Below are 26112 nucleotides of genomic sequence, written 5' to 3'. Positions count from 1 at the left end.
TAGGCGGCAAGCGATTGCCGCTGAAGTTCGGTCGAATGCTGAGCCGTTGACCCGGGTCGGGGCGGCAGGGCAGCATCGGCTCAGCCTGGGGGCGGGCAGGGCGAGCGGGAGGTTCCATGGCGGGGCGGCCGGTGGAAGGGTTCGGCGGGGTGTTGTTGCGGCCTGGCGAGCCCGGGTACGACGAGGCGCGGGTCGTCTTCAACGCGATGATCGACAAACGGCCCGCCGTGATCGCCCAGTGCGAGTCGGCCGCCGATGTCGCGGCGGCGGTCCGGTACGGCGTACAGCAGCGGCTCGAGATCGCGGTCAGAGGCGCCGGACACGGGGTCGCCGGGACAGGCGTGAGCGAGGGCGGCCTGGTCATCGATCTGCGCAAGATGCGGAGCGTCCAGCTCGATCCCGACGCCCGGATCGTCCGGGTCGGAGGTGGGGCGACCTGGTCGGATCTCGACGGCGCCGCCTGGCCGTACTCGATGGCGACCACCGGCGGCAGAGTCTCGTCGACGGGCGTGGCCGGGCTCACGCTCGGTGGTGGTTCGGGATGGCTGGAGCGCAAGTACGGTCTGGCCTGCGACAGCCTCATCTCGGTGGAGCTGATCACGGCCGACGGTGAGTTGGTGATCGCCGACGAGACCAAGAACACCGAGCTGTTCTGGGCGCTGCATGGCGGTGGCGGCAACTTCGGCGTCGCCACGGCGCTGACGTTCAGGTTGCACCCGCTGCCCGGGATGACGCTGGCCAGGTTGTTCTGGCCCGCGGACGCCGGTACGGCGGTGATCCGCGCGTACCGCGACCTGTTCGAGCAGGGAGCGCCGGACGAGCTGGGCGGCAGTGTCTTCTTCGCCGCCGCACCCAGGAAGGACTTCGTACCGCAGGCCTTGCAGGGCAAGTCGGCAGTCGGCGTGACCGCGACCTTCGTGGGGTCCGAGGCGGAGCTGCGGTCGGCGATGGCGCCGGTCCTCGCGCTCGCCCCGGACGGCATGATGCTCGCCGAGCTCCCGTACGCCGAACTGCAGTCCGCGCTGGACGATCCATCAGGGCTCCGGAACTACTGGTCGGCCGAGCACCTGTCGTCCTGGCCCGACGAAGCCGTCGAGGCGTTCAGCGCCCGGGCGGTGGAGATGCCCGCACCTATGACGTCCCAGCAACTGGCCTGTCCGTGGGGTGGAGCGGTGGCCCGGCACGCCGGGAAGTGGCCGCTCCCGCACAGGACGGCGCCTTGGGTAGTCCAGTCGTACGGCGTCTGGTCGGATCCGGCCGATGACGCGACCGGGATCGCGTGGGCCAAGAACGTCTGCGCCGACCTGCGTCCGTACTCGACCGGCGCGGTCTACCTCAACTTCATCGGCGACGAGGGGCATGATCGCGTGGTCGCCGGCTTCGGCAAGGAGAACTACGACCGGCTGGCCCGGGTCAAAGCCGAGTTCGACCCGGGCAACGTCTTCCACCTCAACCAGAACATCTTGCCGGCCTAAACCGCCTTGGCGATCGCGATCGACCCTTCAAGGCGTTCGCCGGCCTCGTAGATCATGTACTCGACCCCACCGTCCGAGCCGAAGGCGGGCGCGGCGCACCGGCCGTTGTCAGGGGCGCCGGTCAGGGGGTAGTGGAACACGCCGAGGTGGTTGCGTTTGTCGAAGTTGGTGCCCACCTCGGTGATCCGCATCGACCCGCCCGCTTCGATGTTCGTGTGGTAGATGACGTACGTCGAACCGTTGCGCTCGGCAATCGTCGGGGCGCCGATGTCGCGGGCGCCGACGTCGGACGGGTTGATCAGCGGCGTCTGCGAGAAGGTCCAGTTCCGGCCTTCCGGCGACCAGCCCCAGCCGATCGACCGGCGATTGGCGGTGGTGTTGATCATGAACACCATCACGTAGCGCGCGTTCTTGGACGGCAGGTCGTGACGGAACACCCGCGCGTACGACGTTTCGGTGGTGCCGGCCGGCATCATCGAGGTCGATAGCACGACCTTGTCGTAGCTGAAGTGGATGCCATCGGTCGACCGGGCCAGCCGGGTGGTGGTGTTCTCGCCGTGGAAGTACATCCACAGCTCGTTGACGTCGTCGTTCCACAGCGCGTGCGGCGACGAGACGTGCGAGACGTCGTAGTGCGGGGACCAGGTGCGGGCGATGATGGGGTTGCTCGCGTACTCCGTGTACGGGCCGCCGAGCGAGTTGGAGTACGCCAGGCAGAGTCCACCGGGTGCGTCGTGCGGCGCGTAGTACAGGTAGAAACGGCCGAGGGCGTTACTGATCCGGCCGACGGTGCCGCGGACGCTGGGGAAGATGAGCTCGCCGGTGGGGTTGTAGCGGAGATTCGCCTTGTCGAAGGCGACCCGCTGGTAGGCGTAGCTGGGAAATCCGGCCGGCGCGGCGTTCGCGGTACCGGTCAGTGGGACACCGGCGGCCAGACCCAGGCCGAGTCCGGCGGAACCACGGAGTAGGGTGCGGCGGCTGACGGGCGGTAGGTTCGTCATCTCGGATCCTTGTCATCGGGGGCGGCTCGATGTGAGTCTGGGATCGGTCGACAAGGCTAGTCAATAAGCTAATCCGTATTAGCTAAGGTGGTTACATGGCCAGAGCTCCGCGGCAAGCGGATATCGCCGCGGCTGCGGGAGTCTCGCAGACCACGGTGTCGCTGGTCCTGTCCGGGAACACCGACGGGATCCGGCTGTCCGAGACCACCCGCGGACGGGTGCTCGCGGCGGCCGAGGAGCTCGGCTACGTGCCGGATCCGCTGGCGACCCGATTGGCGTCCTCCCGCAACCACATGCTCGGCGTCTACACCTTCGCTTCGGCCTTTCCGACCGATGTGGACGGGTTCTACTACTCGATCCTGGTCGGGATCGAGGAGGAGGCGGCCGCCCTCGGCCAGGACCTGGTGCTGTTCACGGGGACCGGTGGCGGCGACGCGCGGGCCCACGACCGGACGGCGATCAGGCGGACCAGGATCGCCGACGGCTGCCTGTTCTTCGGCCGGCATGTGCCCGAGGAGCCGATCGAGTGGTTGCTCGGGAGCGACTTCCCCCTCGTGTACGTCGGGCGGCGCGACGAGTTGGACGGCCGGATCCCCTTCGTGGGCGTGGACTACGTGACCGCATCGGCTGCCGTGGTCGAGCGGCTCGTCGAGCTCGGACATCGGGAGATCCGCTACCTGCGCTCCGACGACGATGCGCCTTCATCGACGGATCGCGAGCAGGGCGTGCTCGCGGCGGCCCGAAAGGCCCGGCTCCGGACGCGGCGGATCGTAGTACGGGAACCTGTTGTGGATGCGGGGCTCTTACGGCAATGGGTGGCTGACGGCGTGACGGCTGTTGTCGTCGAGGAGACCGATACGGGTGACTTGTCCGCGGCGCTGTTCGATGCGCTGGCGGCTGCGGGGTTGACGGCGCCTGGGGATCTCTCGGTGGCAGCGCTCGGGCGGCCGAAGGATCGGCCCGAGGTGAGCGGGTTCGACGTACCGCGGCGGGAGCTCGGGCGGCGGGCGGTGCGGCTGCTGTTCGATCAGATCACAGGGTCAGGGCCGCGGGTCGTCCAGCAGGTCCTGCTCGACTGTGTCCCCAATGCTGGGAGCAGCGTTGGCCCGCTTCAGAAGCGACCACTGAACTAGCACGACGACGACGTACACGACCGCCGCGAGCGGAGCCGCCCAGATCTGGAAGAAGGGAATCCGGCCGGCCGCCGCGGTGGTGAAGAAGTCGACGCCGAAGGTGATCAGACCGGCCGCCGCGCCTCGGCGCCGCGATTGGAGTGGGGTGCTCGGCAACGGGCCGACCTGTCGATCCAGCCCGGCGCCCAGTCCGGCCACCATGATCAGCCCGGCGAAGCCGAACACGATCCCGCCGGACGCGCCGCCGAGGATGATCGCGAACGCGCTCGCCCCGGTGTACACACCGATCGCCAGGACGAACAGGACCGAGCCGCTGGCGAGTTGAGCGACCAGGCGGGCCTTCAGGTCGACGCCTTCAGCTGAGCGGACGACGTCATCGGGCTCGAAGAAACGGCGGACGGTGAAGTACAGACCGACCGCGGCGGGCCGCCGCGATCAGCACCATGGCGACCGTGAGCAGGACGGTCGCGGTCGGCGAGATGAAGTGCCGGACGTCCCCGCCACCGAAGTCGCAGGTCGCGGTCGGCGGGAACCAGTGAGTGGCGACCTGGACCCCGCTGCTGTCCGCCCGTTCGAAGGTCTGCGCGCAATCCTCGCTCGTGTCGAACCAGTTCGGCATCAGGAACGACACCACCGTGGTCCATGCGGTCAGCGCGAGCAAGCTCACTCCCAGCAACCACCCGGCTCCGCGCCGTACCAGATCCATCCGGTCACCCTCTCATTTGTTCCAGATCACGCCGGGCGGGTACCCGTGCAGCATGAGCGACTGGTTCCTGACGCCCGGCGAACGGGGCAACCCCGCGACCGACATCGATCGCGACGGTTCGTGGACCGCCGGGAACCTGGTCCGGCCGCTCGTGCACGGCGCGGTCTACTTCCAGCGCCTGTACGACGAACTTTGTGCGCTGCGAGTTGGCGATCAGGTGTATTTCACCGATTGGCGCGGTGACGCCGACGAGACGATGTACCCGGACGGGCCCACGATCGGCACGGTGTTGTGCGACCTGGCGCGCTCGGGGATCGAAATACGGGGCCTGCTCTGGCGGTCGCATTCGGATCACCTGTCGTTCAATGCGCAGGAGAACGCACGGCTGGGGGCGGAGCTCAACGAGGCCGGCGCCGAGGTGCTGCTCGATCAGCGGGTCCGGCGGCTGGCGTCGCATCATCAGAAGCTGTTCGTGATCCGGCATCGGGATGCCGCTGATCGCGATGTCGCCTTTGTCGGTGGGATCGATCTGAGTCATCAGCGGCGCGATGACGAGCGGCATCTGGGTGATCCGCAGCAGGCGCCGATGGATCCGCGGTACGGCGATCGGACGCCGTGGCATGACATCGCACTGGAGATCCGTGGTCCGGTTGTGGGCGATCTGCTGCGGACGTTCGTGGAGCGGTGGGACGATCCGCATCCGCTCGACCGGCGGACGCCGTACCGGGTGCTGGTCCAGCGCAAGGAGCGGATGCCGCGGCATCCGTCGAAGCTGCCGGAGGCGTTCCCGGATCCGCCTGAGGCAGGGCAGCACGCAGTACAGGTGTTGAGGACGTACGGGCACAAGCGTCCTGGATTTCCTTTTGCGCCCAAGGGTGAATACAGCATCGCGCGGGCGTATCGGAAGGCTTTCGGGCGGGCGCGGCGGTTGATTTATCTCGAGGACCAGTATCTGTGGTCGTCGGTTGTTGCCGAGGGCATCTGTACTGCGTTGGAGCGGTCGCCGGAGTTGCGCGTGATCGCGGTCGTGCCGCGGTATCCGGATGCGGACGGGCGAGTGACGGGTCCGCCGGCTCGTTATGCGCAGTTGCAGGCGATGGATGCGATGCGGGCCGTGGCACCTGACCGGGTTGCCGTCTACAACCTGGAGAACGCCGGCGGGGTGCCGATCTATGTGCACGCGAAGGTTTGCGTGGTGGACGACGAGTGGTTCACCTGTGGGTCGGACAACTTCAATCGGCGGTCGTGGACGAACGACAGCGAGCTGACGTGTGCGGTGGTCGGGGAAGGGCTCGCGCGTTCTTTGCGGTCGGAACTCTGGGCTGAGCATCTTGGGGCGGAGCCGGTGCTGGATCCGCCGGAGGGTTTCGCGCAGTGGGCCGAGACTGCGGCGGCGTTGGATGGTTGGCATGCTGCCGGCCGGGTCGGTCCGCGGCCGGCCGGCCAGATCCGGGTCCATCGACCGGTGCCGGTGCGTGGGCTGGCGGCTGTGTGGTCACGTCTCATGAGCGATCATGTCTATGATCCGGACGGTCGTCCGCGGGCGATGCGGCGGCGGGACGAGTTCTGAATATCGGTTCGACAGCGGGCGTTGGCAGACGGTGGGATGGTGGCGTGAAGATGCATGCCGACGAGGCCGAGATCGACGAAGCGCTCGTACTGCGGTTGGTCGCGGCCCAGTTTCCCCAGTGGGCCGGGCTGCCGGTGAGCGAGATTCCGTCGAGCGGCACCGTGAACGCGATGTTCCGGTTGGGGGACTCGCTGACGGTCAGGCTGCCTCGGATCAAGGGCGGCGTCTGCGATATCGCGACCGAGTGGGAGTGGTTGCCGCGGTTTGCGGAGGTGCTGCCGGTGGAGATTCCGGCGCCGGTGGGGCGCGGGGAGCCGGGGGAGGGCTATCCGTGGATCTGGTCCGTGCAGCGCTGGATTCCGGGGACCGTGCCTGCCCGTGGCGATGAGGTGCTGGCGCGGGAGCTGGCTTCGTTCGTGCGGGCGTTCCGGCGGATCGACTTCACGGGCGGGCCGTTGGCTCATCGCGGTGGGCCGTTGGTGGAGCAGGACTTTGAGACCCGTGACGCGTTGGGGAAGTTGGAGGGCTGGATCGACACCTCTGTGGCGACGGCTGCCTGGGAGTCCGCGTTGGCGGCTGCTCCTGCGTTTTCCGACGGCTGGGTGCATGGGGATCTGATGCCGTCGAACTTGCTGGTGGCCGACGGACGGCTTACCGCAGTACTGGATTTCGCTACTGCTGGGACGGGGGATCCGGCCTGCGATCTGATTCCGGCGTGGAATCTGCTGTCGGGGTCGGCGCGGGACGCCTTTCGGGAGGCCTTGGAGGTTGATGATGACGCCTGGAATCGCGGCCGGGGGCGGGCGTTGTCGATGGCGTTGATCTAGTTGCCGTACTACCGCGATACGAACAAGGGGATCGCCGCGAACGCGCAGTACGTGATTGATGAGGTGCTGGCGGACTTCGGGTCGGTTCCTGTGCCTCGCTTGCGGATCGAGCGGGTGGACAGCGAGGCGCTGATGCTCGACTGGCAGTTGGTGCACAACGAGATCATTCCGACCGATCCGTTGTCGTTGGACGATGTCCGGGAGCGGGTGGGACGGAACGTGCTGGAGGTCGCGTACGACGGCGACGTACTGGCTGGCTGCTCGACCGTCCGGCCGCCGTCTTCTGATGGCTCTGCGGCTACGGTGATCGCGCGAATTCTTCCGGCGTACCGGCGGCAGGGGTTCGGCGAGGCGCTCTACCGGCGCGGGTTGGCTCGCGCGCGGGACCTCGGCGCCTCCGCTGTCGAGACGATCATCCTGGCTTCCAATGTGGAGGGACTGGCTTTCGCGTTGGCCCACGGGTTTGTCGAGGTCGAGCGTTATGTGTTGCCGGGGGACACCATTCCGTTCATCACCCTGCGCCTCGCCTAGTGCTTCTGGGTGTCAGCCAGTAGGCGGACTTGTTCGCGGAGGTAGGTGGTGGCGGACCGGGGCTCGATGCCGCGCCGGCGGAGTGGCTCGTCGTCCCAGTCGGCCGCTCGCACATCCTGCAGCAGACCCGTGCCGAAGACCGAGGCGAGTCCGTCGTTCGACCTGCTGAGCAGCCGGACTGCGAGCCGGGCGACGAGCCTGGGCATGTGCTGAACCTTCAACGGGCGGCCGATGAGAGCTTCCGCGATGGCTACGGCCTCGTTCCGGCTGATCGCCTCGGGACCACCGACCTCGATCAGGGTGGGTGGGTCTGGTTCGACCGCGACCGCCGCCAGCAGCGCGGCGACGTCGGCCGTGCTGATCCACCGGCGCCTCGAATTCCCCTTGCCGATCACCGCGACCTTGCCGGCGGCCAGGTCGAACCGGCCGAGCGGGGCCAGGTGAATCTCCTGGAAGGCGTCCGCTCGAACGACAACTCGTTGCAGGGTCGACCTTTCCAGGCGTTTCTCGATCGCCAGCTTGGCGAGTTCCAACGGTGAGCCGGAGGCATCCTCGACACCGGGGAAGGAGATGTAGACGAACCGCCGTACGCCGGCCGCCTCGGCGGCATCGACGAGGGACGCCATCCCGACCTCATCGGCCTCCTTGATCGACGGCTTCTTCGCCCCGGCCAGGCGTCTGGCAATGACCGTCGCGGTTGCCACGATCGTGGCTATCCCCTGGCAGGCAGCAGCCAGACTCCCGGGCTCGGTGAGGTCGCCGCTCGTCACCTGCACGCCGAGTCGCCGGAGCTCGGAGTCGTCCGAACCCTCCCGGACCAGGCAGCGGACTTCGTTCCCCTGGTCGCGCAACAGCCGCACAACCCGCCCACCCAAATCACCGGTGCCACCGACAACCAACAACATCCCGACCACCCCGTCCCTTCACCCGATGCTGCACCCGGGGCAGCCCTTTTGGCCAGGGGAGCGAATCCTGGATGGATCGGGAGAAAATTCCTGTCCTCGCGGGAAGTCAGGTCGGCAGCGCCCCCTGATAGCACTGCTCGGTGCCGTACGAGGTGAAGCCGGCCCTTCTGAGGATGGGTGCGGAGGTGGCGATCCGGCCTTTGACGAGGGCGAGCGTTGCGCCTTTGGCAACGCCCTGCGCACAGCGGGCCGCCAGTAGGGCCCGGTAGGCGCCGCGGCCGCGCGCCTTGGCGAGGACGCCTCCGCCCCAGAGGCGCAGTACGCCGTCGGTGATGGTGAAACCGGCCGTGCCGATCGGCTGGTTGTGGACGTAGGCGAGGTAGCGGCCCGTCTCGGGGGAACCCATGGCCTTGGCCGCTGAGTCGCTCTCCTGCTGGAGCTGCAGCGGCGTCGGGGCCGGCCAGTCGAACACCTCGGCGTCGATCTGCCCGGCCAAGTAGATGAGGTCCGGCGTATTTGCTGGGCGTACTTCGATCTCGCTCGGCGGGTTCAGGGTGGATCTGAGGTCGTCGGCGGTGCTGAGTTGGCGCGCGAGCACCTCGACCGTCTCGACCAGCTCGAAACCGTGGTCCAGCAGGATGGCGGCGGTGTTGTCCGGTTTGGTGTGCCCCTTCACCCACCAGCGCAGTACGGGATTGGTGCCACGGGCGCGCTCGCGCACCTCCGCGATGACCTCGTCCAACGGGCGTTCGGTCGTGGACCACTGAACGCTGGTGCGGTCGGGATACACAGTCAGGCGGTAGTCCGCCTCGATGTAGTCCTCCGCGTCCGGCGGGATCCAGACCCAGTCGTCGGCCGCCTTGAGCGCTCGCTCACGCATGTCAGAGGTCCTCGGGCTGTAGGCGTCGCCAGCTGTGGCGGGCGATGAACTGGCGTTGCCCGGCCGCCCACTGCGACAAGGCATCGGCGATCCGATCCAGCGGGACCTCCCTCACCTGGAAGTGCTTCCCGGCTTCGCGATACTCAAGCACCAGGGTGCCTTGCTCGTTAGCGGCTCGCGCGTAGGAGCGGGGCTGCCCGACGGTGATGAAGCTGTCGGGCTGACGAAGCTCGTTGAGCACGAACGCGAACCACAATGCGGGCATCCCGACCCGGCCGCTCCGCGTGGTGATCGACAGGCCCTTCTGTGTCCCGCGCAGAGTGCTCCGATTGGCGTCGAAGCAGACCAGCCCATGGTCCGCGGCGATCTGCGCGACACCTTCGCATACCTCGTCGGCGCGGCTGGCGATCACGGAGAAATATACGATCGGCCCCGAAGCGGTCTCCATCGGCGGCGTCACCCAGGGACTCTTGTCATCCTCCGGCCAGGTGTCGGTGAGCTCCTCGACATACGCCCGGATCGCCCCATGCGCCCGCCGCGGCGACTCCACGAAGTACCGCTCGTACAGCTGCTCGAATTCCTGAGCCGCAGCCTTGTCGTCCTGCGGCACGTCGCCTTCCCACACCGCCAGGTCATAACTCACAGCGCGTCCTGCCCAAGCCCGACCCGGCCGTCGATCAACTCACGAGCCGCATCGAGATGCCCCAGATGCCGAGCCGTCTCCTCAACCATGTGCAACACGATAAACCGCAGATCAGGCACCTGGTCCACAGTCTCCGGGCTGTGCTGCCCCTTAGGTGCCGTGGACAACGGAGTGGACTCCAGTACTACGTTCGCCCGCGCAACCTGCTCCTCGTAGTACGCGAAGGCGTCCTCGACCGGCTCATGCGGCGGCGTCTCACCAAGCGCCACCTCCTGAAACCAATGCCGCTCCGCATCCCCGAGATGCTCGATCATCCCCAACACCGTCCACCCCGACGGCAACACCGCCATCCGCAACTGCTCCCCATCCAACCCGTCCACAACCTCCAGCACCCGCTCCCGCTGCGCCCGAAGAAACCCCACCAACACCCGATCCACATCCATACCCCGGACTCTGCCCCACTCCACGGACATCCCCGCCTCGAGCCTTCTACGTCGGCCGCCCACCCCGCAGACAAGCCCGCTTCGCGCCTCCTCCGTCGTCCGCTCGACCCACCCACCCCAGCACGCCGCTCCAACGTCGCGGCTAAGTCGTCGTGCGAGCCTCGTCGCTTGGCCTGCGCGCTGTGCATCTCACCTGGCTAACGCGCTCCCCGCCTTGCCAGGAATCAGTTCGCGCTGGAGAAGCGCCGTCTCCGGAGGCTTGCCGTCACCCCAACGGATCCCAGTCCAGACAATCCTCTGATCGAAGGCACCTCGCTCACGCGCCTTCTCAGCCCGCACTCTTTCCAACTGCTCCCGGTCAACCCCCAGGTCAGCAGCGAGCGCGAACACGACCTCCAACACATCCGCAAGCTCCTCAACAGCCTGCTCCCCACCGGCCGCAAGAAACTCGCCCACCTCTTCACCGAGCTTCTCCCGCAACCTCCGCCGGTACTCCTCAGCATCAGCCCGATAGACAACCGGCTCCTCCCCGTTCGCCCTAATAATCTCGGGAATCCGATCCCGCACAAGCTTGCCCTCAGCGCTCATCTCTTCTCCCGAACTCGGCACACAGGCTCACTCCCGTCGGCTCCGCAGGTACCGCCCATGCCAGATCGTCCGGCGATCCCGACCGCCGACTGGCGCGAGGACGCCGGCAAGTTGCACCGGCGTCCTCGTTCATGACGGAAGAAGATCAGATCATGACCGCCGTGATGCCCCCGGCGATGACCAGGAGCAGCACGACCTGCGCAAACTTGGATCGGCGCCAGAGATTCGCGGGCAACGTGGTCCCATCCGTTTCCTCCTTCTCTTCCAGCAGGTCCGAGAGGATCAGGATCGGCCGGCCTAGCGTCGTGACAATCGCCAGCAGGTAGATGCCTGCCGCACCCCAGGCGACGATCGCCATTGGATTGTCAACGAATACTGCACGCCAGGTCGAGAACACCGCCGCCGCGATCCAGCCGACCACTCCGATCGCGGCGGTGGTGCGATCCTTTCGTACCAAGGGGTCCAGCCAAGTCAGCAGGCAAACCACAGCTAGCAAAGCCAACATGACCCAGGTGGCCAACTCCGGTGTGCGAAAGAAGAAGTTGGCGCTCTCACCACCAGTGTTTGCTACGGCCGTACCTCCTGACACTCCGGTAATCACTCACTGCCGATGCGGAATTATGGGCGAAATGGACCTTCCCTTCCCAATACATACCGTACGCCCGGCTACGCCCGTGGCGGGTGGCGGTGCGCCTGAACGCGCCCATCAGGCCGCCGCCTCGATGGAACCTGCGGAAGCTGCGGTATCTCGCTCGGACCTTGCCAACCCGTAGATGCTTGCCTCGCATCACCTTGACGAACTTTCCCCCACCGAGGGCAGCATTCACGGCTGTCTGCGCCAACTGCTTGCCGGCGGCTTTCCAGTTCTTGGCGCCTACGTAGAACCCTACCGAGAGCAGACCGGTCGCCACAGAAACCGCGGCGCAGAACGAACAGAAGGGGACATAGCCAAAGGCGTTGCTGACGACCGACGCGATCTTCGCAGCTCGATTACACCAGCCACATTTCCATTCACCGGTCAGATCCGTGCTGTTGATCGGATCGGACGGATAGGTGTACGCGTTCGCGTTTCCGCCTGCCACCGGATCCGTGGAGGTGAAAAGTCCGGTAGCGGGGTTGTAGAGACGGACACCCATCAGGAGCAGGCCGGTTGTCGAGGTCGCGCGCTGCTTTTCGCCGAGCCAACCGTAATCGATGGGGCCGGTACTGGCTTGGCCGGCGGTCTGGCCGTATTCGTCGTAGTTGCTCCAGGCTCCTATCGAGGTGGCCGGTTGTGAGGCAGTCAGATCGATGGTGGTGACGGTGTCGCCGTGGGTGTTGGCGATTGGGAGACTGGCCTTGCCGGTTTGATCGACCGTCAAGGAGAGGTCGCCGCCGATCAGTTCGACATAGCGCTGGGTCGTGGTCCCTTCGGTGACCCAGGTTGGGTTGTCTGAGGTGTCGGTGTAGTGGCGGATGGTGTCGGTCGAGCCAGTGCTGGAGGTAGCGGTTTCCACCGAGCGCCGGTCGAGTGCGTCGAGGGTGAGGGTTGTGGTGGTGCCGGCCTGGGCGATCGAGCGGGGTAGATCGTTGTCGTAGTAGCCCAAGGTGATGTTGCCGTCGGCCGGCTTGGGAGCGTCTGAGGCCGGCAGCGTCGTAGTGCGGCCAAGGACGTCGTAGGCGTAAGCACCGCTGCCGTTCGCGCCCGTGACCGGGCGGTCGGCGGTGTCGAAGGCCCGGGTCGTTGTGGTGGTCCCGGTGGTAGTGCAAGAACCGTCCGCAGCCGCGGGAGCGGTGGACTTGATGGTGCGGTTGTCGTTGCGGTCGAGACCGTACGAGCGGGTGATGCAGCCTGGGATCTCAGTGGGGTCGGTGACGTCGACGCCGGTGGTTGCGGCGGTGCGGTCCTGGACCTTGGTCAGGCGGCCGAGGCTGTCGTACGAATAGCCGCGGTCGTAGCCGATCGCGTCACCAGGAGCATCACCGGCGGAGCCGTTGAAGGCGTTGCCGTCGGGGGTCCATTCGTGCACAACGCGTCCGGTGACGTCGTTGTCGACCGACCATGACAACCACGGACCGTCCGGGTCGGTGGTGATGGAGCCGTCGTCGTTGGTGCTGGTGACCTGACCGGTGTAGCGAAGGCCGGTCGGTTCGCCGGCGCTGTCCATCTCGTTGTACTGGGTGATTCCACCTGGGAGTTTCTGCACCGTCATGGAGCCATCAGCGTCGTAGGCGCCTGTGGAGGTCCAGGTCGACCCGGCGGTGGTGACCTCGACCTTCGTGGCCATACCGCGGTGCTCGGTCTTGCCAGCGGCGTCAACACCGTCGTAGGTGTAGCGGGTCGACCCGTTGGAATCGGTCACCGTGGCCACCTGACCACTCGCGTCATAGACAGTGGTGGTTGCCGGGTCGCCTTGTGGCTGGTAGCTGATCTGACGGCCCCAGCTGTCGTAGCCGGTAGTGACTGCGGTGGTGGTGTTGTCGGCGGCCTTGGCGGTCACAGTTGTCGGTTGACCGGTGGCGCCGTCGTACGTCGTGATCTTCTCCGTGTTCGGAGTCGAACCCGATAGACCGGCAACTGCGGTCTTGGTGGTCAGCGTCCGCCCATCCGGTCCATAGCTGGTAGTGGTCGTCCGGGTTGCCGCACCTGACGTTTCAGTGATGGTCTTGGGGGCGAGCAGATAGGAGAAGTTGCTCGTCGTGGTCGTTGGCAGGGTCGGGGTCGGCGTGCTGCCTGTCGATGGCGCTGCGGCTGGATAGGTCTTGCACGACAGGCCGCCCCATTGCGGCTTGAGACCACACTCGGGTGCAGCTGAGTTGGCCGCAGCGGTGTAGTAGACCGTCTTGGTCGTACCAGCATCAGCACCGTTGGAGCTCGGCTGCCTGCTATCGACGACCCGGCCTTCGCCGTCGTACCGGGTGACACTCACGACGTCACCGGTCAGGTCGTTGCGGGGTCCGGCGGGGTTGGCGTCGGTGGTGGACCTGCTCGGCTGGCCGAGTGCCCATCCGGATGGCTCTCCGGCGACAACTGGGTCGTAGTCGGTCAGGGTGCGGGTGATCGGTTCTTCGGTCCCTGTGCCTGGGTCGAACGCACCTGTGGTGATCGTGGTCGCCAACCGGTACGGCAAGGCGGTTGTCGGGTTGATGCCCGAGTTCGGTGCTAGTTCGTCGTACTCGGTGTGGGTGTGGGTGCGGACCCACTTGGTGCTGCCGTCCTTGACCGTCGCATAACGCGACGGGCCGTAGGAGTCGGTCACCAGGGTCCCGGCCGGGGTGACGACGGTGTCGCCGGCCGCGTTCTTCACGTCGGCGTTGTAGTTGTTGACGGTGGCCAGTTGATCGGCGGACGCACCGGCCGATACGGCGTTGTCGATGACGGTCCGCAAGGCGCGTTCGTCGAGCTCGCGGGTGACGTTGCCGATGGCGTTGTAGTCGGCGGAGGTGTATTGCCAGTCGCCGGCGCCGTACTTCGCGGTGTTCACGGTGTAGCCGGCCGCGTCGGTGTACTGCAGATCGGCGTACTGCCAATCGTCAGCGCCCGGTGCACCCGGCAGCGGGTGGTCCGATCCGAAGACTGCGAATCCGTTGGTCGGGTTCGCCTTCTGGTTCCAGCGGGTGACCGATCCGGCCGTCAGGTCAGGTAGACCTGCACCCGATAGCGGTACGTCGTACACGAACTTGGCCAGTGTCGCCGTGCCACCGGCGGGGTCACCGGCCGGGCGGTCGCGCTTGACGGTGTCGAGCTTTTCGCGCTGGTCGACGGTCACGTAGTTCAGCTGGTACGGCGTTTGGCCGGCAGGCTTGACCGAGGTGAGGTGATCGGCGGAGTTGTAGGCGTACTCGGTGAACTGGTTTGACCGCGGATCGGTGACCTTGATCAGCCGTGCGTTGGTATCGTAGGTGTAGGCGGCGACCTGGATGGAGTCTATCGCTGCGCCACCGGTCTTGTCGGGGTTGTAGATGTCCAGCCAGGCTTCGCTCAGCCGGACCTGGCTCGAGCCGATGGTCGTGTACTTGAACCGCAGGCCGCGGCAGCCCGGGTTCATGCCGCTCAACGGCTGGACCGGGTTGAACGCGCCACAAGTAACACCCGGACCGGTCGGCGCCAGGATCCGCACCACGCGGCCGTTGGCGTCGTAGGCGTAGGTGGTCTTCGTCGCGACACCTGGCTCGCCGATCGTGATCGGCCGGAACACCGTCGGCTTGGCGGGTACTGGCAGCTCAGACGGATTCCAGGTCGTGATCGTGCCGTCGTCCTCGATGTAGGACAGCGCTGTTGAGATGCCCGAACCGTTGATGGTCAGCTTCGACCCGTCCAGCTCGGTGTCCTCGTCGGCCGGGATCCATGTACCAGGGTCGAAAGTATCCGTCATACGCCGTTTGTGCGTCGGCGACGTGAACACCAGCGAGGTGCCGTCCCCGTCGACCAGCGCGATCGTGCCGTCGATTTTAGTAGAGTCGATCACCCGCATCCCGCCGGCGCCGGCCTCGGCGCCATCGAACTGAGCCACCCAGCCCGCACCGAATACGCCGTCGATGTCGTTGGTCGGTACGGAGTACGTCGAGTGGGAGCGTGAGATCGTCAGATCACCGGTGTAGCCGGGGACGGAGACGTCGGTTGAGCCGGTGTTGAACTCACCGGTCCACATTGCGACCTGGCCGGGGCCTGCGGCCGCAGTGGGGAATCCGTTGCCGAAGGCGTGCGGTACTCGCTGGATGGTGGTGTTCGGGGTCTGGGACCAGGTGCATTGTTCGGTGGTGCCGTATTTGAAGCAGACCTGGACATCGAGCAGGACCGGGACGCGGTCGTTCAGGGTTGTCGGCTGGATGCCGGCGGTGTCGGTGTCGGAGTCGAGGAAAGCGTCGATCTTGGCGTTGGTGGTGTCCCATACCGTGTTGACGCTGACGCCACCGGCGCCGCTGTCAGTGACGGTGAGCGCGGCCGGGTCTTCGTTCCAGCCGACGAGGTCTTCGTTGCCGCCGTAGCCGGACACGCGCCATTTCACCTTGGCGGTGACTGACGAGGCGAGGCCCTTGGGTGGGCCCGCTGCGGTGACGCGGATTGTGCTGGTTGTGGTGGTGCGCGGGTTTGCGGCCGGTGAGGTGAGTGCGGTGCCGCCCCAACCGAACTTGTAGGTCGCATTGGACGACAGGGTTCCGGCCGGGGTTTGGGCCTGGACCACGATCGTGTGCAGGCCGGGAGTGTCCTTGTTGAAGGTCACATCCCATTTCGCAACCGCGGGGTCGGTCGATGGGGTGATCTTAATTTGACCTTCGGCGCCGCCAGGCGGGCTCGCCGCGGGGCGCTCCCCGTCGACGATCAACCGCAGGTAGCCGGGCGCGTTGTAACCCACACCGGTCGCGGACACCGTGCAGGTCACGTCCGCGGTGGGCGGGTTGTCCTGCCAGGAATCGTTGGAGTTGTACGGTGCCGGGCACGACACGGTCGGCAGCGACGGGACGCCGGCGCCGGTGCGCAGCCGCTGGTTGTAGCCGACCCAGGGGCCGTCGACGCGGCCGTCGTTGGCCTTCGCCCGGATGTAGAGCAGCGTGTTGTCGGGGAGGTCAGTTGCTGGGCGGCAGCCGGCCAGGGTGCCGGAGGCATAGACGTGGGTGGTGCAGGTGCCCCAGACCTTCAGGGTGGAGCCGGTGCCGGTGTAGAACTCGAAGATGTACTTGACCGTGTTGCCGTCCGGGTCGGTGGCCTTGGTGCGGACCCACGGGGTCAGGCTCGCCGAGTACAGCCACGAGGTGGTGTCGCCGGGTGCCGCGTAGGCGACGGCCTCGGACGGTTCGACCGTGGCGGGTGCCGACGGGGGGCCGGTTCCAGGTGAAGCCGATGACCGGGTCCTTGGTGTCGTCGGTGGAGTAGAACCGCTTCCACGAGTTCACATCCGCCTCGTTCGCCGCGATCAGGGCCATCCCGCCCACGTCGTACGGGGCGTTCGACCAGGCCTTGGCCAGCGGGGTGATCGGGATCGAGATCCGGCCACCCGGGCACGCGGTCGAGAATCCCTTCGCGGCGGACAGTTGACCGTAGACGCTGCCGAGAGCGGGCTGGTTACTCCAGCGGGTCGCGGTGGTCGCCAAGGTCAGCGTCGACCGGACGTAGACGGTCGTCGGAGTACAAGACGAGGCGCCGTACTGCCAGATCGACAGCGACGACGAGATGATGTCCTTGCCCTTGAAGGGCGCGGTCGAGAAGTTCAGGAACGACCGCTCGGTATGGGTGCCGTTCTTACCCGTCCGCAGCTCGACGGCCGAGGACAGGTCAGAGGTGTAGTCGGACTGGACGAAGGTGTCGAAGTTCGCGTACGCCGAACCAGACGCATAGGTCGGGTCGACCGTCACCGGGAAGGTCCGGGCCGGATCCAGGAACCATTTCGCGTCCGGCGCGATCACCAAGATCGCCTTGCCGGGCGTGACCTGTTCGACGGTGACCTTCACCGTGGCCTTGTTGACCGGGTCACCGGCCGGGTTGGTGACCGAGTCCCACATGAACCCGACCGGGATCATCGAGCGGACGACGTTCTTGGCGTCGACGAACTGGATCGAACCGTCGGCCTGGGGCTTCGCGGTCAGGCCCTTGGTGCGCAGCGGGATCCGCCATACCGGAGCGACCGCCGGGCGCTGCTTGACGATGAAGTCGTTCTCGAAACCGTTCCGGCGCGCATCCAAAACGAGGTCGACACCGGGCTGCACATCGGAGTACGTCGCCTTCGTGCCATCCAACGACGGCTCGGGCAACCTCCACGGCGAGACCCACTCCACCGAGCGGCCGGGACCGGAACCGGCCGAAGCGAACACCTGGCCTGTCGCGGCGGCCTTCTTCCCCAGACGCAGGCCGTGCTGGTGACTGCGCGGCGCGACCGACCCGTCAACACCCTTCTGCAGGGTCAGATCGACGTCCTTCCAACCCGCCGCGGTCTTGAACCGGATCGGTGCCGCGTGCGCTTCGGTGGTCATCGTCCCATCGGGGTTCGACCAGGTCGACGAGGTCTCGGTCCGCATCGACTCGACCTCTACCCGCGAACCTTGGGAACGCGCGCTGACCGCGGCGGACACGACGTCCGGGCGAGACGCCACCTTCGCAGGTGGGGCGGCGGTTGGTTTGGGGTCCGCCGCGGGCAGGGCGTCGGCTTGTTGAGCTTCGATCCCGACGGACAGCAGGGCCAGCGAAACTATCGCGGCTACCGCCCCTCGCGGAACCTTTCGCAATCGAGCACGGTGTGTTCGGGCAAGGACGTTCACGGGGCAACCCCTAGTGGTCACGCCGACCAGGCGACATCGACGACAGGGCAGGGTCTTCGAGCGGGTCGGCGTTCCAACCATCGGGCAGCCAGTTCCCTCCGTTACCCAATTTGCAGCTTGTTGCAGTCCGTTCTGCATCAAGCTGCAATCTCTCTTGACAGTTGGCTGCTGCTCCGTAGGCTTAGGTTGCTCTAGGCAACAAATACTCTCGTTCTGGTTGGTATACTGTGCAGATGTCCGATGCCGAGGTGACTCAAGCTGAGGCCAACGCCGCCGTCGTACGCCGGTATCTCAAGGTGTTCGAGACGCGTGACGTCGAGGATCTCGCCGAGGTGATGGCGGAGGATGTTCGCGTTCGTGGAGCCGGGCAGACCGTGACCGGTCGCCACCATGTCGCGGCTTCGGGCCGGAGGACGCCTATCTCCGGTGGCCGCTGACTGCCGTGGCGGTGTTCCTGGTGTTGTGCGTTCAGGTGGTGGTTGTGTCCACCTGGAAGCTGCTGACGCTGGTCAAGAACGACCGCATCTTCACCGACTCCTCGATGGCGTGGGTGAACACGAACGTGTGGGCGATCGCCGCCGGCTGCGTACGCCGCTCGCTCAGGTCCGTGAGGCGGATGTCCAAGTTCTTGGAGTAGAGGACATAATTGGCCGCTACTCTTCCTAGACTCAGGCATGACAACGAATGAGCAGAACCCGACCGGTGAGCGCGCTGACCTTCTCGACGCGCTTACCAAGCACCGGTACTTCCTGCGGCACACCGCCGAAGGGCTGACGGATGAGCAGGCGAACACCCGTAGTACGGTCAGCGCGCTGACGGTCGGCGGTCTGATCAAGCACGTCACCGAGGTCGAGCGGACGTGGGCCGAGTTCGCCCAGAAGGGCGCTGACACAGATGCGCCCGTCGAGACCGAGTTCACGCCGGAGCGGATCGCTCAGTGGGAGAACCAGTTCCGCCTGACCGAGGGGAGACGCTGGCCGGCGTACTGGCGGAGTACGAGAAGGTCGCCGCCGGCACCGATGACCTCGTTCGCACTCTTGACCTCGACACGAGCTACGAGTTGGCAGCCGCGCCTTGGCAGCCGCCGGGCGTGTTCTGGTCGGTACGCCGGGTCTTCATGCACCTCGTCGCCGAGACCTCTCAGCACGCCGGTCACGCCGACATCATCCGCGAGACGATCGACGGTCAGAAGAGTATGGGCTGACGGAAACCGTTCATCGCCATTGGCGTTGGTTGCCCCGGGCAACGTGATGACGCATGGCGGTGCGGCGGGTTGGCGTGCGGGGGTTGGAGTTCCGGACCGGGGAGGCTAGTCGTGGGTGGTTCGGAGTACGCGATCAGGGCGTTGCGGGACGACGACCCGGAGGTGATCTCGGCAGCGATGACCGCGATCGGGTGGAACAAGCCGGTGTCGCAGTACGAGAAGTACGTTGAGCAGCAGCGGGCCGGGGTTCGTAGTGTGTTGGTGGCGACCGTTGATGACGAGTACGTCGGCTACGTGACGGTGTGGTGGAAATCGCCGTACGAGCCGTTCAACGGGATCCCGGAAATCCAGGACTTCAACGTCCTCCCAACGAGATCATCAAGTCGAAGCTCCGCCGTCGCGGGATCGGCAGCGCGTTGATGGACGCCGCCGAGGCCCTGGTCGCCGAGCGCTCCGACACCGTTGGCATCGGGGTCGGTCTGTACGCCGATTACGGCGCGGCACAACGGATGTACGTACGCCGTGGCTATCTGCCCGACGGCCGTGGCATCCTCTACAACCTCAAGCAGGTCCCACCCGGCGAGATGGTCCGAAACGACGACGACACCACCCTCATGTTCACCAAATCCCTCCGCCCCTGACGAACCAGATCCGGAGCGGGGAGATGAGCGCCGGAGCACCCACCTCCCCAGGCGATGGGTGAGCTGTCACGGGGTCGGGTCGGGGTACCTCCCTCCGAAGATGTCGCTGTTGCCGAAAGCAGCCGGGCAGGTGCCGAGCACGTTCGGGGCCGCCATCGGACTGGCCGTGTACAGCGAGGCCCGATAGGCGTTGATCGACGAGCACACGCCGGCGTTCCGGGTGTCGTTCCAGACGGCGACCGCGGAGTCGTTCGTCGACGCGGCGTACACGTAGTCACCGAGGAACTCCGCCGTCAGGCTGTTCTGGCTGCTGCCCCTCGGGTCGCCCACGGGGCTGCGCTCCAGTGTCGACCACCCGGTCGGTACGCCGGCCGCCACGTTCGCGTGCCGCACTTCACCGATCAGGCCGCGCGGGCTGGTGGTGTCGTTGCGGTAAGGCGTCGTGAACGAGTTGTGCACGACGTACAGGTCTGTGCCGTCCGGCGAAACAGTTGGTGCGGTGTAGACCGGCCGGTCGCCCGCGGCCAGCGCCACAGCGGTCGGCGAGGCCCAGGACGTGCCGCCGTTGCGCGACCAGGTCAGCATCAGCTGCTCGTGGTTCAGGCCGGCCCGGCCATCCGACCAGGTCATGAAAAGCTCATCGGTCGCGCGGGCGCCGGTCGGACGGCCGTTCGCGATGTCGACGTTCGGCCCGCCGGCCAGGTCGACCCGGGCGCCGGCGATACCGTCCATGACCGGGCGGCCGAGAACCGGGTCGATGACACCTGGCGAAACCACGGGGGCCACCACGGTCGGTCCTGCCCAGTGCGCGCCGCCATCGGTCGACTTGTACATCAACTGCACGGTGGCGCCGCGGCGTGCGCCGACACCGAAGATGTAGACGTTGCCGGTGCTGTCGGTGCGTACGACGCAGCCATCGGCCTGTTGGTTGATGCGGTTGCTGCCTGCGGGCCCGACCTGCTTCGTGGTCCACCTGCCTCCACCGTCGCTGGACACCGCCACGGTCAGAGGCGCCGGGAAAGCCTGGCCCTGGCTGTTGCTGCGGAAGCTGGCCCAGCAGGTGTACACGCGACCGAAGAACCGGCTGCTCGATGCGTTGTCAGCCCAGATCTGCTCCTTGTCGGAGAAGGTCGTGGCCGACTGCTTCGAGATGATCACCGGTTCGGCCCAAGCTGAGGCGCTACCGCCGGCGGCAGCGCGGGCGTCATCCGTCCGTGACACCGCGATCGCCTCGAAGCCGCGGAAGGTCTCGAGTGCGCGGCTGGTGGCGAAGTTCGACGTCAGGTTCGCGTAGTACAACCGCGACCCGTTGGCCCAGGAGAAGGTGCCGTCGGGCCCGGGGCGCGGTCCGAAGGCCACCGCCGGGTCGCCGTCGGACACCAGCCCGGCCTCGTAGTAACGGGGCAGCGTCCCGATCGGACCCACCCGCGGGGCACACGCGACCGGGCCGAGGCAGTGCCGAGCGGTCCAGCCGGAGTATGTCGGCTGGGTCCAGGACCCGCCGCCGTCGAATGAGAAGTACACGCCGGAGACCCCGACGCCGTCCGTGAACGGACAGGTAGCTGGGTCACCGGCCCGCGCAGGACTCCTCGTCGATCTCGTCGTTCGAACCTGCCACCATCACTGCCGGGTCGTGTGCGTCGATCGCGACGGCAGGCTCGTTCTGCTTGTTCTGCGAGAAGGGTGTCGTGGGGCTGCCGACGCTCACCCGGGTGTCGGCGGGTGACGCGGACGCACTGACCGCGGCGCCGGAGCTGGCGGCTGCGAGCGCTGCGACGGAAGCGATGATGAGGCGTGGTCTGCCCACGATTCCCTCCCGGGACGACCCATCGGTCCGAGACCGTTCCCGGCCCGTCTGGACGTTTCGACAGTGCACCCACTCCCCCTGCCGCGCAACGGTTCAGAACCGCTCGTGACACCGCGGTACCGCCCGTTTCCGCACGGTGGTCCGCAGCTACGCGTCCCAGCCGTTCCGGCGCGCTCGCTCAGTGATCGAGCGACCGCAGATCGTCGATGCTTTCGTCGATCAGCCGCGCCGACGGGCCCAGCCGTGCCCCGATCCCCTTGGGCCCGGCGGTCGCTGCGAGATGGGTTGTTGTGCGGGCGAGGTCCGATGGCGGTGCGGCGAACGACGCCGGTGACAGCAAGATCGTCCCCTCCACGGTCAGCAGCCGCACTCCGAGCAGGCGGGCGACGAGCGAGGTGTGTATTAGGGCGCCGCCCGCCAGGGTGTTAGTTGCGCCTGGCATCATCCAGATAGCTGTCGAGCCCGTCGCTTCCCTTTCGGGAAGCAGGCTTGCCGCGTTGACGACGGACCTCATCGAATCGCTGCGACGCCGTCTGGATCGCTTCGACAATCTGTGCATAGCGTTCACGTCCCGCCTTGGCTCCCAGCACGTACCCCGCGCCGAACACCGCGAGACTGCGCAGCTTCACTTCTTGTCCTTGTTCCGCCGCGACGAGACCACCGCGCTGGCAGCGCTCATGCCGATCGCCGCTGCAGCGGCGGCGACGCCGTTGCGCACAGCACCGCGGTGCACCGCGTTGTTCGCAGCGGTCGCAACCGGCTCCGCGATCCGCTCCCACCGGCTCTTCCTGTGTAACAGTCCCATGATCTTCTCCACTCCTGGCTATCGCCGCTTCGATCCGGTCGATCGTTTGAGGGCGGTCACCAGTTCGGTCTTGCTCATCGCGGACCTGCCTTTGACGTCCTCTGTCGTGGCGAGGTTCAGCAGGTCCACCTTGGTCATCTCGTTGAGGTCCGCGGCGCCTTGAGTCCGTCCGTTGCGCTTTGGGTGGACGCGGGCGCGCGACCGGACCTGCTCGGCCTCGGCCACCCGTTCGTCGGCGCTCCTGGCCTCGCGATCGGCGTTCGCGGCAAGCTGCGCGGCCTGTCGGTGCGCCTCCTCGGCGGCTGCCTTCGTCGCTTCCGTGGCCTCGTCGGCCAGCCGTCTGGCCTCCGCGAGGCTGGCCGTCGCGTCGGCCATCGTCTGCTTGGCCTTCGACTGTGCCGCCTCCGCTTCGTCGCGTGCCTTCGCGACGCGGTCGTCTGCCTCCGCCTTCGCCCGTTGCATCACGCGGTCGGCGTCTGTCTGCGCCGAGACACGAGCCCGCTCGATCCGCGCATCGGCCTCACGGCGAGCCTCGGCGACCTTGTCGTTGACCTCTTGGGTCTGCTCCTGCTCGACGTCGCGCACGTACGCCCGGCACCGCTCGGCGACCTGCCGTGCCTCGTCGCTGCGCGCCTTCGCCTCCTCGGCCTCGCGGACGGCGTTCTCCTCCGCCTGCTGGGCTTCGTCGGCCGCGGCTCTGGCTCGCTGGAGTTTCGTTTCGATCGAATCGCCCACAGGCAACACGTCCATGACAGAAGCTCCCGCATGGCGAGCGATGTCCACCAGCCCGCTTCCGGCCGACTGAGTCGCGCTTGCGGCCGCTTCCTTTGTCGCTTCCAACGGCGTCAACGCCTTCGTCAGCAGCCAGGTCGTGTTCCGCGGTAAGTCCTTGACCCCGATGCCCCAGGCTTTGACCAGCCTGCCCGCCGCACCTGCTCCAGCCATGTCGCTGCCTCCTAGATCCTGATGATGTACGACGACATACCAGGCCCCCAGCCGCTCGGCCGGTACCCGGCGACCGGCTCCATAAACCAGCGCGAAGACACCCCTGACTCACCGTGGCTGGACCGCAATGCAACCGATCGCGAAGGCCATCTGCGTAAGGGATGTCAGTGACCGGCACGTGTTCGGAGCTAAGAGGGGAACAGTCGATCCAGCCCGGATAAGGTGCTGCGGTGGTCAGCCTCGAGGAAGTCGCAGCACAGCGGGCGAGGGACTTGATCGGCGCGGCCTTGTAGCCGGTCGTGGTGGATTTCGAACACGTTCGCGGTCTGCTGTGGGCCAGGTGGTTGTCGGACGGAATCCGTGCGGTGGTCGACGTCCAGGCAGTCAAGGTGGACAGTTCGACATCCGGTACGGGGTCTGCTGTGACTGGGTGCCACACCGGCACCGCGAGACGTTTCACTGGCATCGGACGCTCAAGCAAACGCGACTGGATCTGTGGGTCGATCACTTCTCGGCGGACGCTGAGCCCCGGCAGTGGATCTCGAGGCTCGAGGGCGAGAAGCAGCTACGACGGCAGGCGGCGAAGGCTGTGCGGCAGGTCGCCAGGAGCGCTGCCGCCTGGTGGGACGCGACCGCGGACGCTGTGGGCGTGCTCTCAGAGGCCTATCGGCAAGCTGCCAACGCATTCGATATTCACGATCCCCGAGCTCGTTTGGTGGTCGCCTTCACCCACGCGCACCTGGGTGACCTACTCGCCGCACAACGGGAACTCGCATTCGTTGTCCCTATCTCGGAAACGCACGCCTCCACCGAGCTCAACCGCAGACTTTCGGAGGTTGCCGCTGCGGCGGCACGGTGATCCCGGGTGTTGACACACCCCCGTGCAACGTCTCGAGGTGAGTCGGAGGTTGCGACGCAGTTCTTGATGGTCGATCCGGCAGGTCATCCCTGCTGTCTCCACACCTGAGGCTGTCCTGGAAGGGCCGGGGACTCGTTAAGGTGCGTGGATGGATTACCAGACCGTAGACACTCAGGTCCGCGCGCTGTCCGACTCGCTCCGCGGCGCGGATCAGGCGACGATCGCGGCCGAGGTTGAGCGGTTGAAGAACCTGGCGGCGCTGATCCCGGACGACCTCTGGCGGGCGCGCGCCCTGGCCAGGGCGGACCGGCTGCCCGAGCTGATCACCGGGCCACCGCCGGGTACGAGTGAGCAGTTCGAGCGAGCCGTACAGTTGCAAGGCCAAGCCGCGAGCGCGCAGGGATCGACGCAGGAGCGCATCGCCGTTGCCGAGTCGGCGATCCGGGCCATCGCGGCGCTGGCCGATCAGGCCCCGGCCCGCGAAGCGGGCACGATCCTGCGGATGAACTCGTCGCTGGCCCGGCTGATCGAAGAGCTCTGGTTAGAGGACCGGGCCGGGCTGAAATGCCCAGTCAAAAGGGCAAGGAGCTTCACCCGTCATCACCGGAGTACCAATGGGTGGCGAGCGTGATCAGGTCCGTCGAGCAGCGGACCGGTTCGCCGACCCGATGGAACGGGCGCGTCTTCGAGGAGCTGGACGCCGGCATCCTCGGCAGCGCGCATCCGGACGGCACGATGACGGTCAGCCGAGGCCGGGTGCTGGATCCGGTCAGGCATGCCTACACCGGCGGGCGCCCGCTCACCGACGACGAGAACTACCGCCTTCGGGATGCGGCGGCCACGGTCGCTCACGAGGCCGTCCACCTGTCGTCCCGGTTCGGCGATGAAAGCGCGCCCGGCGCGTATCCGGCCCAAGACCGGGCGGCCCTCGCACTCGAGGAAGGCCAGGCCGAGCACTGGGTCCACCGCAACCTCGACGATGTCATCGCGGATGTTGGGCTCGACCGTGTCTCGCCCGGTGTGCTGACACAGCCCGGCGTGGACGCCTATCCCGCGTACACCCCGGCCTCGGCGGAGCTGAACAGCGGTATCGCCGCCCGCACCGCGCAGTCCACCGACCAGGTGGCCACCCAGTTGATCGGCACCGAGCGGGCGCAGCGCTGGAACATGGCGGCCGACATGGTCATAGACCATCGCCTCGGCGGCCTGATGCCGGAATCCCATCGCGACGCCATCCGGGCTGCGGTGGTCGCGCCGATGCGTGCGGAGTTCGAGAGGCTCGCCACGGTGCGGGCCGATCCATCCGCTACCAGCGCGCAGAAGGCCACGCTGGCCTCGGACGCCGCCAACTACGCTATCAGTGGTATAGACCAGGTGGTCGGTCACGCCGAGCAGTACTACAAGAACTGGTATCAACAACAAGCCGCCCAGCAACAGACACAGCAAGGCCCCGGCCAGCAGGCAGGACCCCAGCAAGGGGAGCAGGCTGGACCGCAACAAGGGCAGCAGCAGTCTGGAAGTCAGCCGCGGCCGCAACCCGTCCATCAGGGCCAGCCGCAGGCGACCGGCCAGCAGACAACGCCAGGCGCCGAGGTCAGTACTTCGCCGGAGATCGCGAAGCTTCGCGCCATGACGACCGGCCAGGCTCCCGCGGCCGGTGCCGTGAACCGTTCTGTCAGTTCGCCCGACGGCGCCCGGCCCGATCGCGGCGGACAAACGCCTGGCCGGCAGATCACTCGCCCGCAGGCCGGCCCGACCAAGCCTCTAACCGCCGAACGTGGCTGACCCGCCGTCCAGTGGCTCGGCCGCCTAACAGGTCGAGGGGCTTGATGACCGGGGTTTTCGAAGCAACCATCGCGCCGGTCGACGGTGGTGACCGCCAGATCACCCGGACAGTGACGCAGTCACCGAATCGA

Annotated in this window: 28 protein-coding genes and 1 pseudogene; 12 read left to right on the top strand and 17 right to left on the bottom strand. The window is 66.8% G+C overall.

Going from position 1 to position 26112, the window contains the following annotated elements; translation table 11 throughout:
• Window positions 1–116: 116 nt before the first annotated feature.
• Window positions 117–1475 (top strand): FAD-binding oxidoreductase, encoded by a 1359-nt coding sequence (locus F1D05_RS12645; protein ID WP_185447858.1) that lies wholly within the window; start codon window positions 117–119, stop codon window positions 1473–1475.
• Here F1D05_RS12645 and F1D05_RS12640 read toward each other — a convergent pair.
• Window positions 1472–2476 (bottom strand): hypothetical protein, encoded by a 1005-nt coding sequence (locus F1D05_RS12640; protein WP_185447856.1) that lies wholly within the window; start codon window positions 2474–2476, stop codon window positions 1472–1474. The two genes, F1D05_RS12645 and F1D05_RS12640, sit on opposite strands and share 4 nt — an antisense overlap.
• Window positions 2477–2571: 95 nt before the next feature.
• Between F1D05_RS12640 and F1D05_RS12635 the strand changes: the two genes are divergently transcribed.
• Window positions 2572–3609 (top strand): LacI family DNA-binding transcriptional regulator, encoded by a 1038-nt coding sequence (locus tag F1D05_RS12635; protein WP_185447855.1) that lies wholly within the window; start codon window positions 2572–2574, stop codon window positions 3607–3609.
• On the opposite strand, the gene F1D05_RS12630 is transcribed toward F1D05_RS12635, so the two are convergent.
• Window positions 3517–3891 carry a hypothetical protein gene (locus F1D05_RS12630; RefSeq protein ID WP_185447853.1) on the bottom strand — a complete coding sequence of 125 codons (375 nt, stop codon included), beginning with the start codon at window positions 3889–3891 and terminating at the stop codon, window positions 3517–3519. The genes F1D05_RS12635 and F1D05_RS12630 overlap by 93 nt on opposite strands.
• 91 nt (window positions 3892–3982) lie before the next feature.
• The gene (locus F1D05_RS12625) at window positions 3983–4315 is read right to left on the bottom strand and encodes a hypothetical protein (protein WP_185447851.1); all 333 of its coding nucleotides are present in this window, start codon (window positions 4313–4315) and stop codon (window positions 3983–3985) included.
• Between the two features lie 52 nt (window positions 4316–4367).
• Between F1D05_RS12625 and F1D05_RS12620 the strand changes: the two genes are divergently transcribed.
• The 3 genes from F1D05_RS12620 to F1D05_RS40105 are packed head-to-tail and all read left to right on the top strand — an operon-like array spanning window position 4368 to window position 7243.
• Entirely contained in the window at window positions 4368–5885 is a 1518-nt protein-coding gene (locus F1D05_RS12620; protein ID WP_185447849.1) for a phospholipase D family protein, read from the top strand.
• 50 nt (window positions 5886–5935) lie between these two features.
• Window positions 5936–6712: an aminoglycoside phosphotransferase family protein gene (locus F1D05_RS12615; protein WP_185449130.1), complete on the top strand. Its 777-nt coding sequence runs from the start codon at window positions 5936–5938 to the stop codon at window positions 6710–6712.
• Window positions 6713–7243: a GNAT family N-acetyltransferase gene (locus tag F1D05_RS40105; protein ID WP_246486639.1), complete on the top strand. Its 531-nt coding sequence runs from the start codon at window positions 6713–6715 to the stop codon at window positions 7241–7243.
• Here F1D05_RS40105 and F1D05_RS12605 read toward each other — a convergent pair.
• The 8 genes from F1D05_RS12605 to F1D05_RS40100 form a co-directional block, all read right to left on the bottom strand.
• Window positions 7240–8148 carry an SDR family oxidoreductase gene (locus tag F1D05_RS12605; protein WP_185447847.1) on the bottom strand — a complete coding sequence of 303 codons (909 nt, stop codon included), beginning with the start codon at window positions 8146–8148 and terminating at the stop codon, window positions 7240–7242. The genes F1D05_RS40105 and F1D05_RS12605 overlap by 4 nt on opposite strands.
• A gap of 106 nt (window positions 8149–8254) precedes the next feature.
• On the bottom strand, window positions 8255–9028 hold the full coding sequence (locus tag F1D05_RS12600; RefSeq protein ID WP_185447846.1) for a GNAT family N-acetyltransferase: 774 nt from the start codon (window positions 9026–9028) through the stop codon (window positions 8255–8257).
• Between the two features lies 1 nt (window position 9029).
• Window positions 9030–9671, bottom strand: a complete 642-nt coding sequence (locus tag F1D05_RS12595; RefSeq protein ID WP_185447844.1) for a hypothetical protein — start codon at window positions 9669–9671, stop codon at window positions 9030–9032.
• Complete coding sequence (locus F1D05_RS12590; RefSeq protein WP_185447842.1) at window positions 9668–10114, bottom strand: DinB family protein; 447 nt, start codon at window positions 10112–10114, stop codon at window positions 9668–9670. Before F1D05_RS12590 ends, F1D05_RS12595 begins: the two co-directional genes overlap by 4 nt.
• A 189-nt stretch (window positions 10115–10303) precedes the next feature.
• Complete coding sequence (locus tag F1D05_RS12585; RefSeq protein ID WP_185447840.1) at window positions 10304–10702, bottom strand: nucleoside triphosphate pyrophosphohydrolase; 399 nt, start codon at window positions 10700–10702, stop codon at window positions 10304–10306.
• A 145-nt stretch (window positions 10703–10847) separates the two neighbouring features.
• Entirely contained in the window at window positions 10848–11222 is a 375-nt protein-coding gene (locus tag F1D05_RS12580) for a hypothetical protein (RefSeq protein ID WP_185447838.1), read from the bottom strand.
• 31 nt (window positions 11223–11253) lie between these two features.
• On the bottom strand, window positions 11254–16128 hold the full coding sequence (locus F1D05_RS12575) for an RHS repeat-associated core domain-containing protein (RefSeq protein WP_246486638.1): 4875 nt from the start codon (window positions 16126–16128) through the stop codon (window positions 11254–11256).
• Window positions 16129–16249: 121 nt separating this feature from the next.
• Entirely contained in the window at window positions 16250–17902 is a 1653-nt protein-coding gene (locus tag F1D05_RS40100; protein WP_246486637.1) for a DNRLRE domain-containing protein, read from the bottom strand.
• Between the two features lie 266 nt (window positions 17903–18168).
• On the opposite strand from F1D05_RS40100, the gene F1D05_RS12570 reads away from it, so the two are divergent.
• The 5 genes and pseudogenes from F1D05_RS12570 to F1D05_RS12550 all read left to right on the top strand — a co-directional run bounded on the left by F1D05_RS12570 (window position 18169) and on the right by F1D05_RS12550 (window position 19780).
• Window positions 18169–18372, top strand: coding sequence for a nuclear transport factor 2 family protein (locus tag F1D05_RS12570; protein WP_185447836.1), 204 nt, complete (start codon window positions 18169–18171; stop codon window positions 18370–18372).
• 5 nt (window positions 18373–18377) lie between these two features.
• Window positions 18378–18572, top strand: coding sequence for a DUF2975 domain-containing protein (locus F1D05_RS12565; RefSeq protein ID WP_343066591.1), 195 nt, complete (start codon window positions 18378–18380; stop codon window positions 18570–18572).
• 37 nt (window positions 18573–18609) lie between these two features.
• A pseudogene (locus F1D05_RS42955) lies at window positions 18610–19139 on the top strand (DinB family protein).
• A gap of 111 nt (window positions 19140–19250) precedes the next feature.
• Window positions 19251–19559 carry a hypothetical protein gene (locus F1D05_RS12555; protein ID WP_185447835.1) on the top strand — a complete coding sequence of 103 codons (309 nt, stop codon included), beginning with the start codon at window positions 19251–19253 and terminating at the stop codon, window positions 19557–19559.
• A complete protein-coding gene (locus F1D05_RS12550) occupies window positions 19559–19780 on the top strand; it encodes a hypothetical protein (RefSeq protein ID WP_246486635.1) in 222 nt (73 codons plus the stop codon). Before F1D05_RS12555 ends, F1D05_RS12550 begins: the two co-directional genes overlap by 1 nt.
• Window positions 19781–19846: 66 nt before the next feature.
• Here the strand turns inward: F1D05_RS12550 and F1D05_RS12545 are convergent, their stop codons facing one another.
• From F1D05_RS12545 to F1D05_RS12520, 6 genes are all read right to left on the bottom strand, one after another.
• Window positions 19847–21304 (bottom strand): hypothetical protein, encoded by a 1458-nt coding sequence (locus tag F1D05_RS12545; protein WP_185447819.1) that lies wholly within the window; start codon window positions 21302–21304, stop codon window positions 19847–19849.
• A 43-nt stretch (window positions 21305–21347) separates the two neighbouring features.
• Complete coding sequence (locus tag F1D05_RS12540; protein WP_185447817.1) at window positions 21348–21587, bottom strand: hypothetical protein; 240 nt, start codon at window positions 21585–21587, stop codon at window positions 21348–21350.
• Between the two features lie 178 nt (window positions 21588–21765).
• On the bottom strand, window positions 21766–22029 hold the full coding sequence (locus F1D05_RS12535; RefSeq protein ID WP_185447815.1) for a hypothetical protein: 264 nt from the start codon (window positions 22027–22029) through the stop codon (window positions 21766–21768).
• The gene (locus tag F1D05_RS12530) at window positions 22013–22216 is read right to left on the bottom strand and encodes a hypothetical protein (protein WP_185447813.1); all 204 of its coding nucleotides are present in this window, start codon (window positions 22214–22216) and stop codon (window positions 22013–22015) included. Before F1D05_RS12530 ends, F1D05_RS12535 begins: the two co-directional genes overlap by 17 nt.
• The gene (locus tag F1D05_RS12525; RefSeq protein ID WP_185447811.1) at window positions 22213–22392 is read right to left on the bottom strand and encodes a hypothetical protein; all 180 of its coding nucleotides are present in this window, start codon (window positions 22390–22392) and stop codon (window positions 22213–22215) included. The genes F1D05_RS12530 and F1D05_RS12525 overlap by 4 nt, the downstream gene beginning before the upstream one ends.
• A gap of 18 nt (window positions 22393–22410) precedes the next feature.
• Window positions 22411–23337 (bottom strand): hypothetical protein, encoded by a 927-nt coding sequence (locus F1D05_RS12520; RefSeq protein ID WP_185447809.1) that lies wholly within the window; start codon window positions 23335–23337, stop codon window positions 22411–22413.
• Between the two features lie 1007 nt (window positions 23338–24344).
• On the opposite strand from F1D05_RS12520, the gene F1D05_RS12515 reads away from it, so the two are divergent.
• A complete protein-coding gene (locus F1D05_RS12515) occupies window positions 24345–24827 on the top strand; it encodes a hypothetical protein (protein WP_185447807.1) in 483 nt (160 codons plus the stop codon).
• Window positions 24824–25981, top strand: coding sequence for a hypothetical protein (locus F1D05_RS12510; protein WP_185447805.1), 1158 nt, complete (start codon window positions 24824–24826; stop codon window positions 25979–25981). The genes F1D05_RS12515 and F1D05_RS12510 overlap by 4 nt, the downstream gene beginning before the upstream one ends.
• The last annotated feature ends 131 nt before the right edge of the window (window positions 25982–26112 follow it).

The sequence above is a fragment of the Kribbella qitaiheensis genome (assembly GCF_014217565.1).
In the GTDB taxonomy this organism is placed as follows: Bacteria; Actinomycetota; Actinomycetes; order Propionibacteriales; family Kribbellaceae; genus Kribbella; species Kribbella qitaiheensis_A.
The sequence above is the reverse complement of the archived record's forward strand: the minus strand, read 5'-3'. Positions and strand labels throughout refer to the sequence as shown.

Coding starts and splice junctions, on each gene's coding strand:
- F1D05_RS12645 (WP_185447858.1), top strand. CDS start 117: ATGGCGGGGCGGCCGGTGGAAGGGTTCGGCGGGGTGTTGTTGCGGCCT.
- F1D05_RS12640 (WP_185447856.1), bottom strand. CDS start 2,476: ATGACGAACCTACCGCCCGTCAGCCGCCGCACCCTACTCCGTGGTTCC.
- F1D05_RS12635 (WP_185447855.1), top strand. CDS start 2,572: ATGGCCAGAGCTCCGCGGCAAGCGGATATCGCCGCGGCTGCGGGAGTC.
- F1D05_RS12625 (WP_185447851.1), bottom strand. CDS start 4,315: ATGGATCTGGTACGGCGCGGAGCCGGGTGGTTGCTGGGAGTGAGCTTG.
- F1D05_RS12620 (WP_185447849.1), top strand. CDS start 4,368: ATGAGCGACTGGTTCCTGACGCCCGGCGAACGGGGCAACCCCGCGACC.
- F1D05_RS12615 (WP_185449130.1), top strand. CDS start 5,936: ATGCATGCCGACGAGGCCGAGATCGACGAAGCGCTCGTACTGCGGTTG.
- F1D05_RS12605 (WP_185447847.1), bottom strand. CDS start 8,148: ATGTTGTTGGTTGTCGGTGGCACCGGTGATTTGGGTGGGCGGGTTGTG.
- F1D05_RS12600 (WP_185447846.1), bottom strand. CDS start 9,028: ATGCGTGAGCGAGCGCTCAAGGCGGCCGACGACTGGGTCTGGATCCCG.
- F1D05_RS12590 (WP_185447842.1), bottom strand. CDS start 10,114: ATGGATGTGGATCGGGTGTTGGTGGGGTTTCTTCGGGCGCAGCGGGAG.
- F1D05_RS12585 (WP_185447840.1), bottom strand. CDS start 10,702: ATGAGCGCTGAGGGCAAGCTTGTGCGGGATCGGATTCCCGAGATTATT.
- F1D05_RS12570 (WP_185447836.1), top strand. CDS start 18,169: ATGTCCGATGCCGAGGTGACTCAAGCTGAGGCCAACGCCGCCGTCGTA.
- F1D05_RS12550 (WP_246486635.1), top strand. CDS start 19,559: ATGGACGCCGCCGAGGCCCTGGTCGCCGAGCGCTCCGACACCGTTGGC.
- F1D05_RS12535 (WP_185447815.1), bottom strand. CDS start 22,029: ATGCCAGGCGCAACTAACACCCTGGCGGGCGGCGCCCTAATACACACC.
- F1D05_RS12525 (WP_185447811.1), bottom strand. CDS start 22,392: ATGGGACTGTTACACAGGAAGAGCCGGTGGGAGCGGATCGCGGAGCCG.
- F1D05_RS12520 (WP_185447809.1), bottom strand. CDS start 23,337: ATGGCTGGAGCAGGTGCGGCGGGCAGGCTGGTCAAAGCCTGGGGCATC.
- F1D05_RS12515 (WP_185447807.1), top strand. CDS start 24,345: ATGGATTACCAGACCGTAGACACTCAGGTCCGCGCGCTGTCCGACTCG.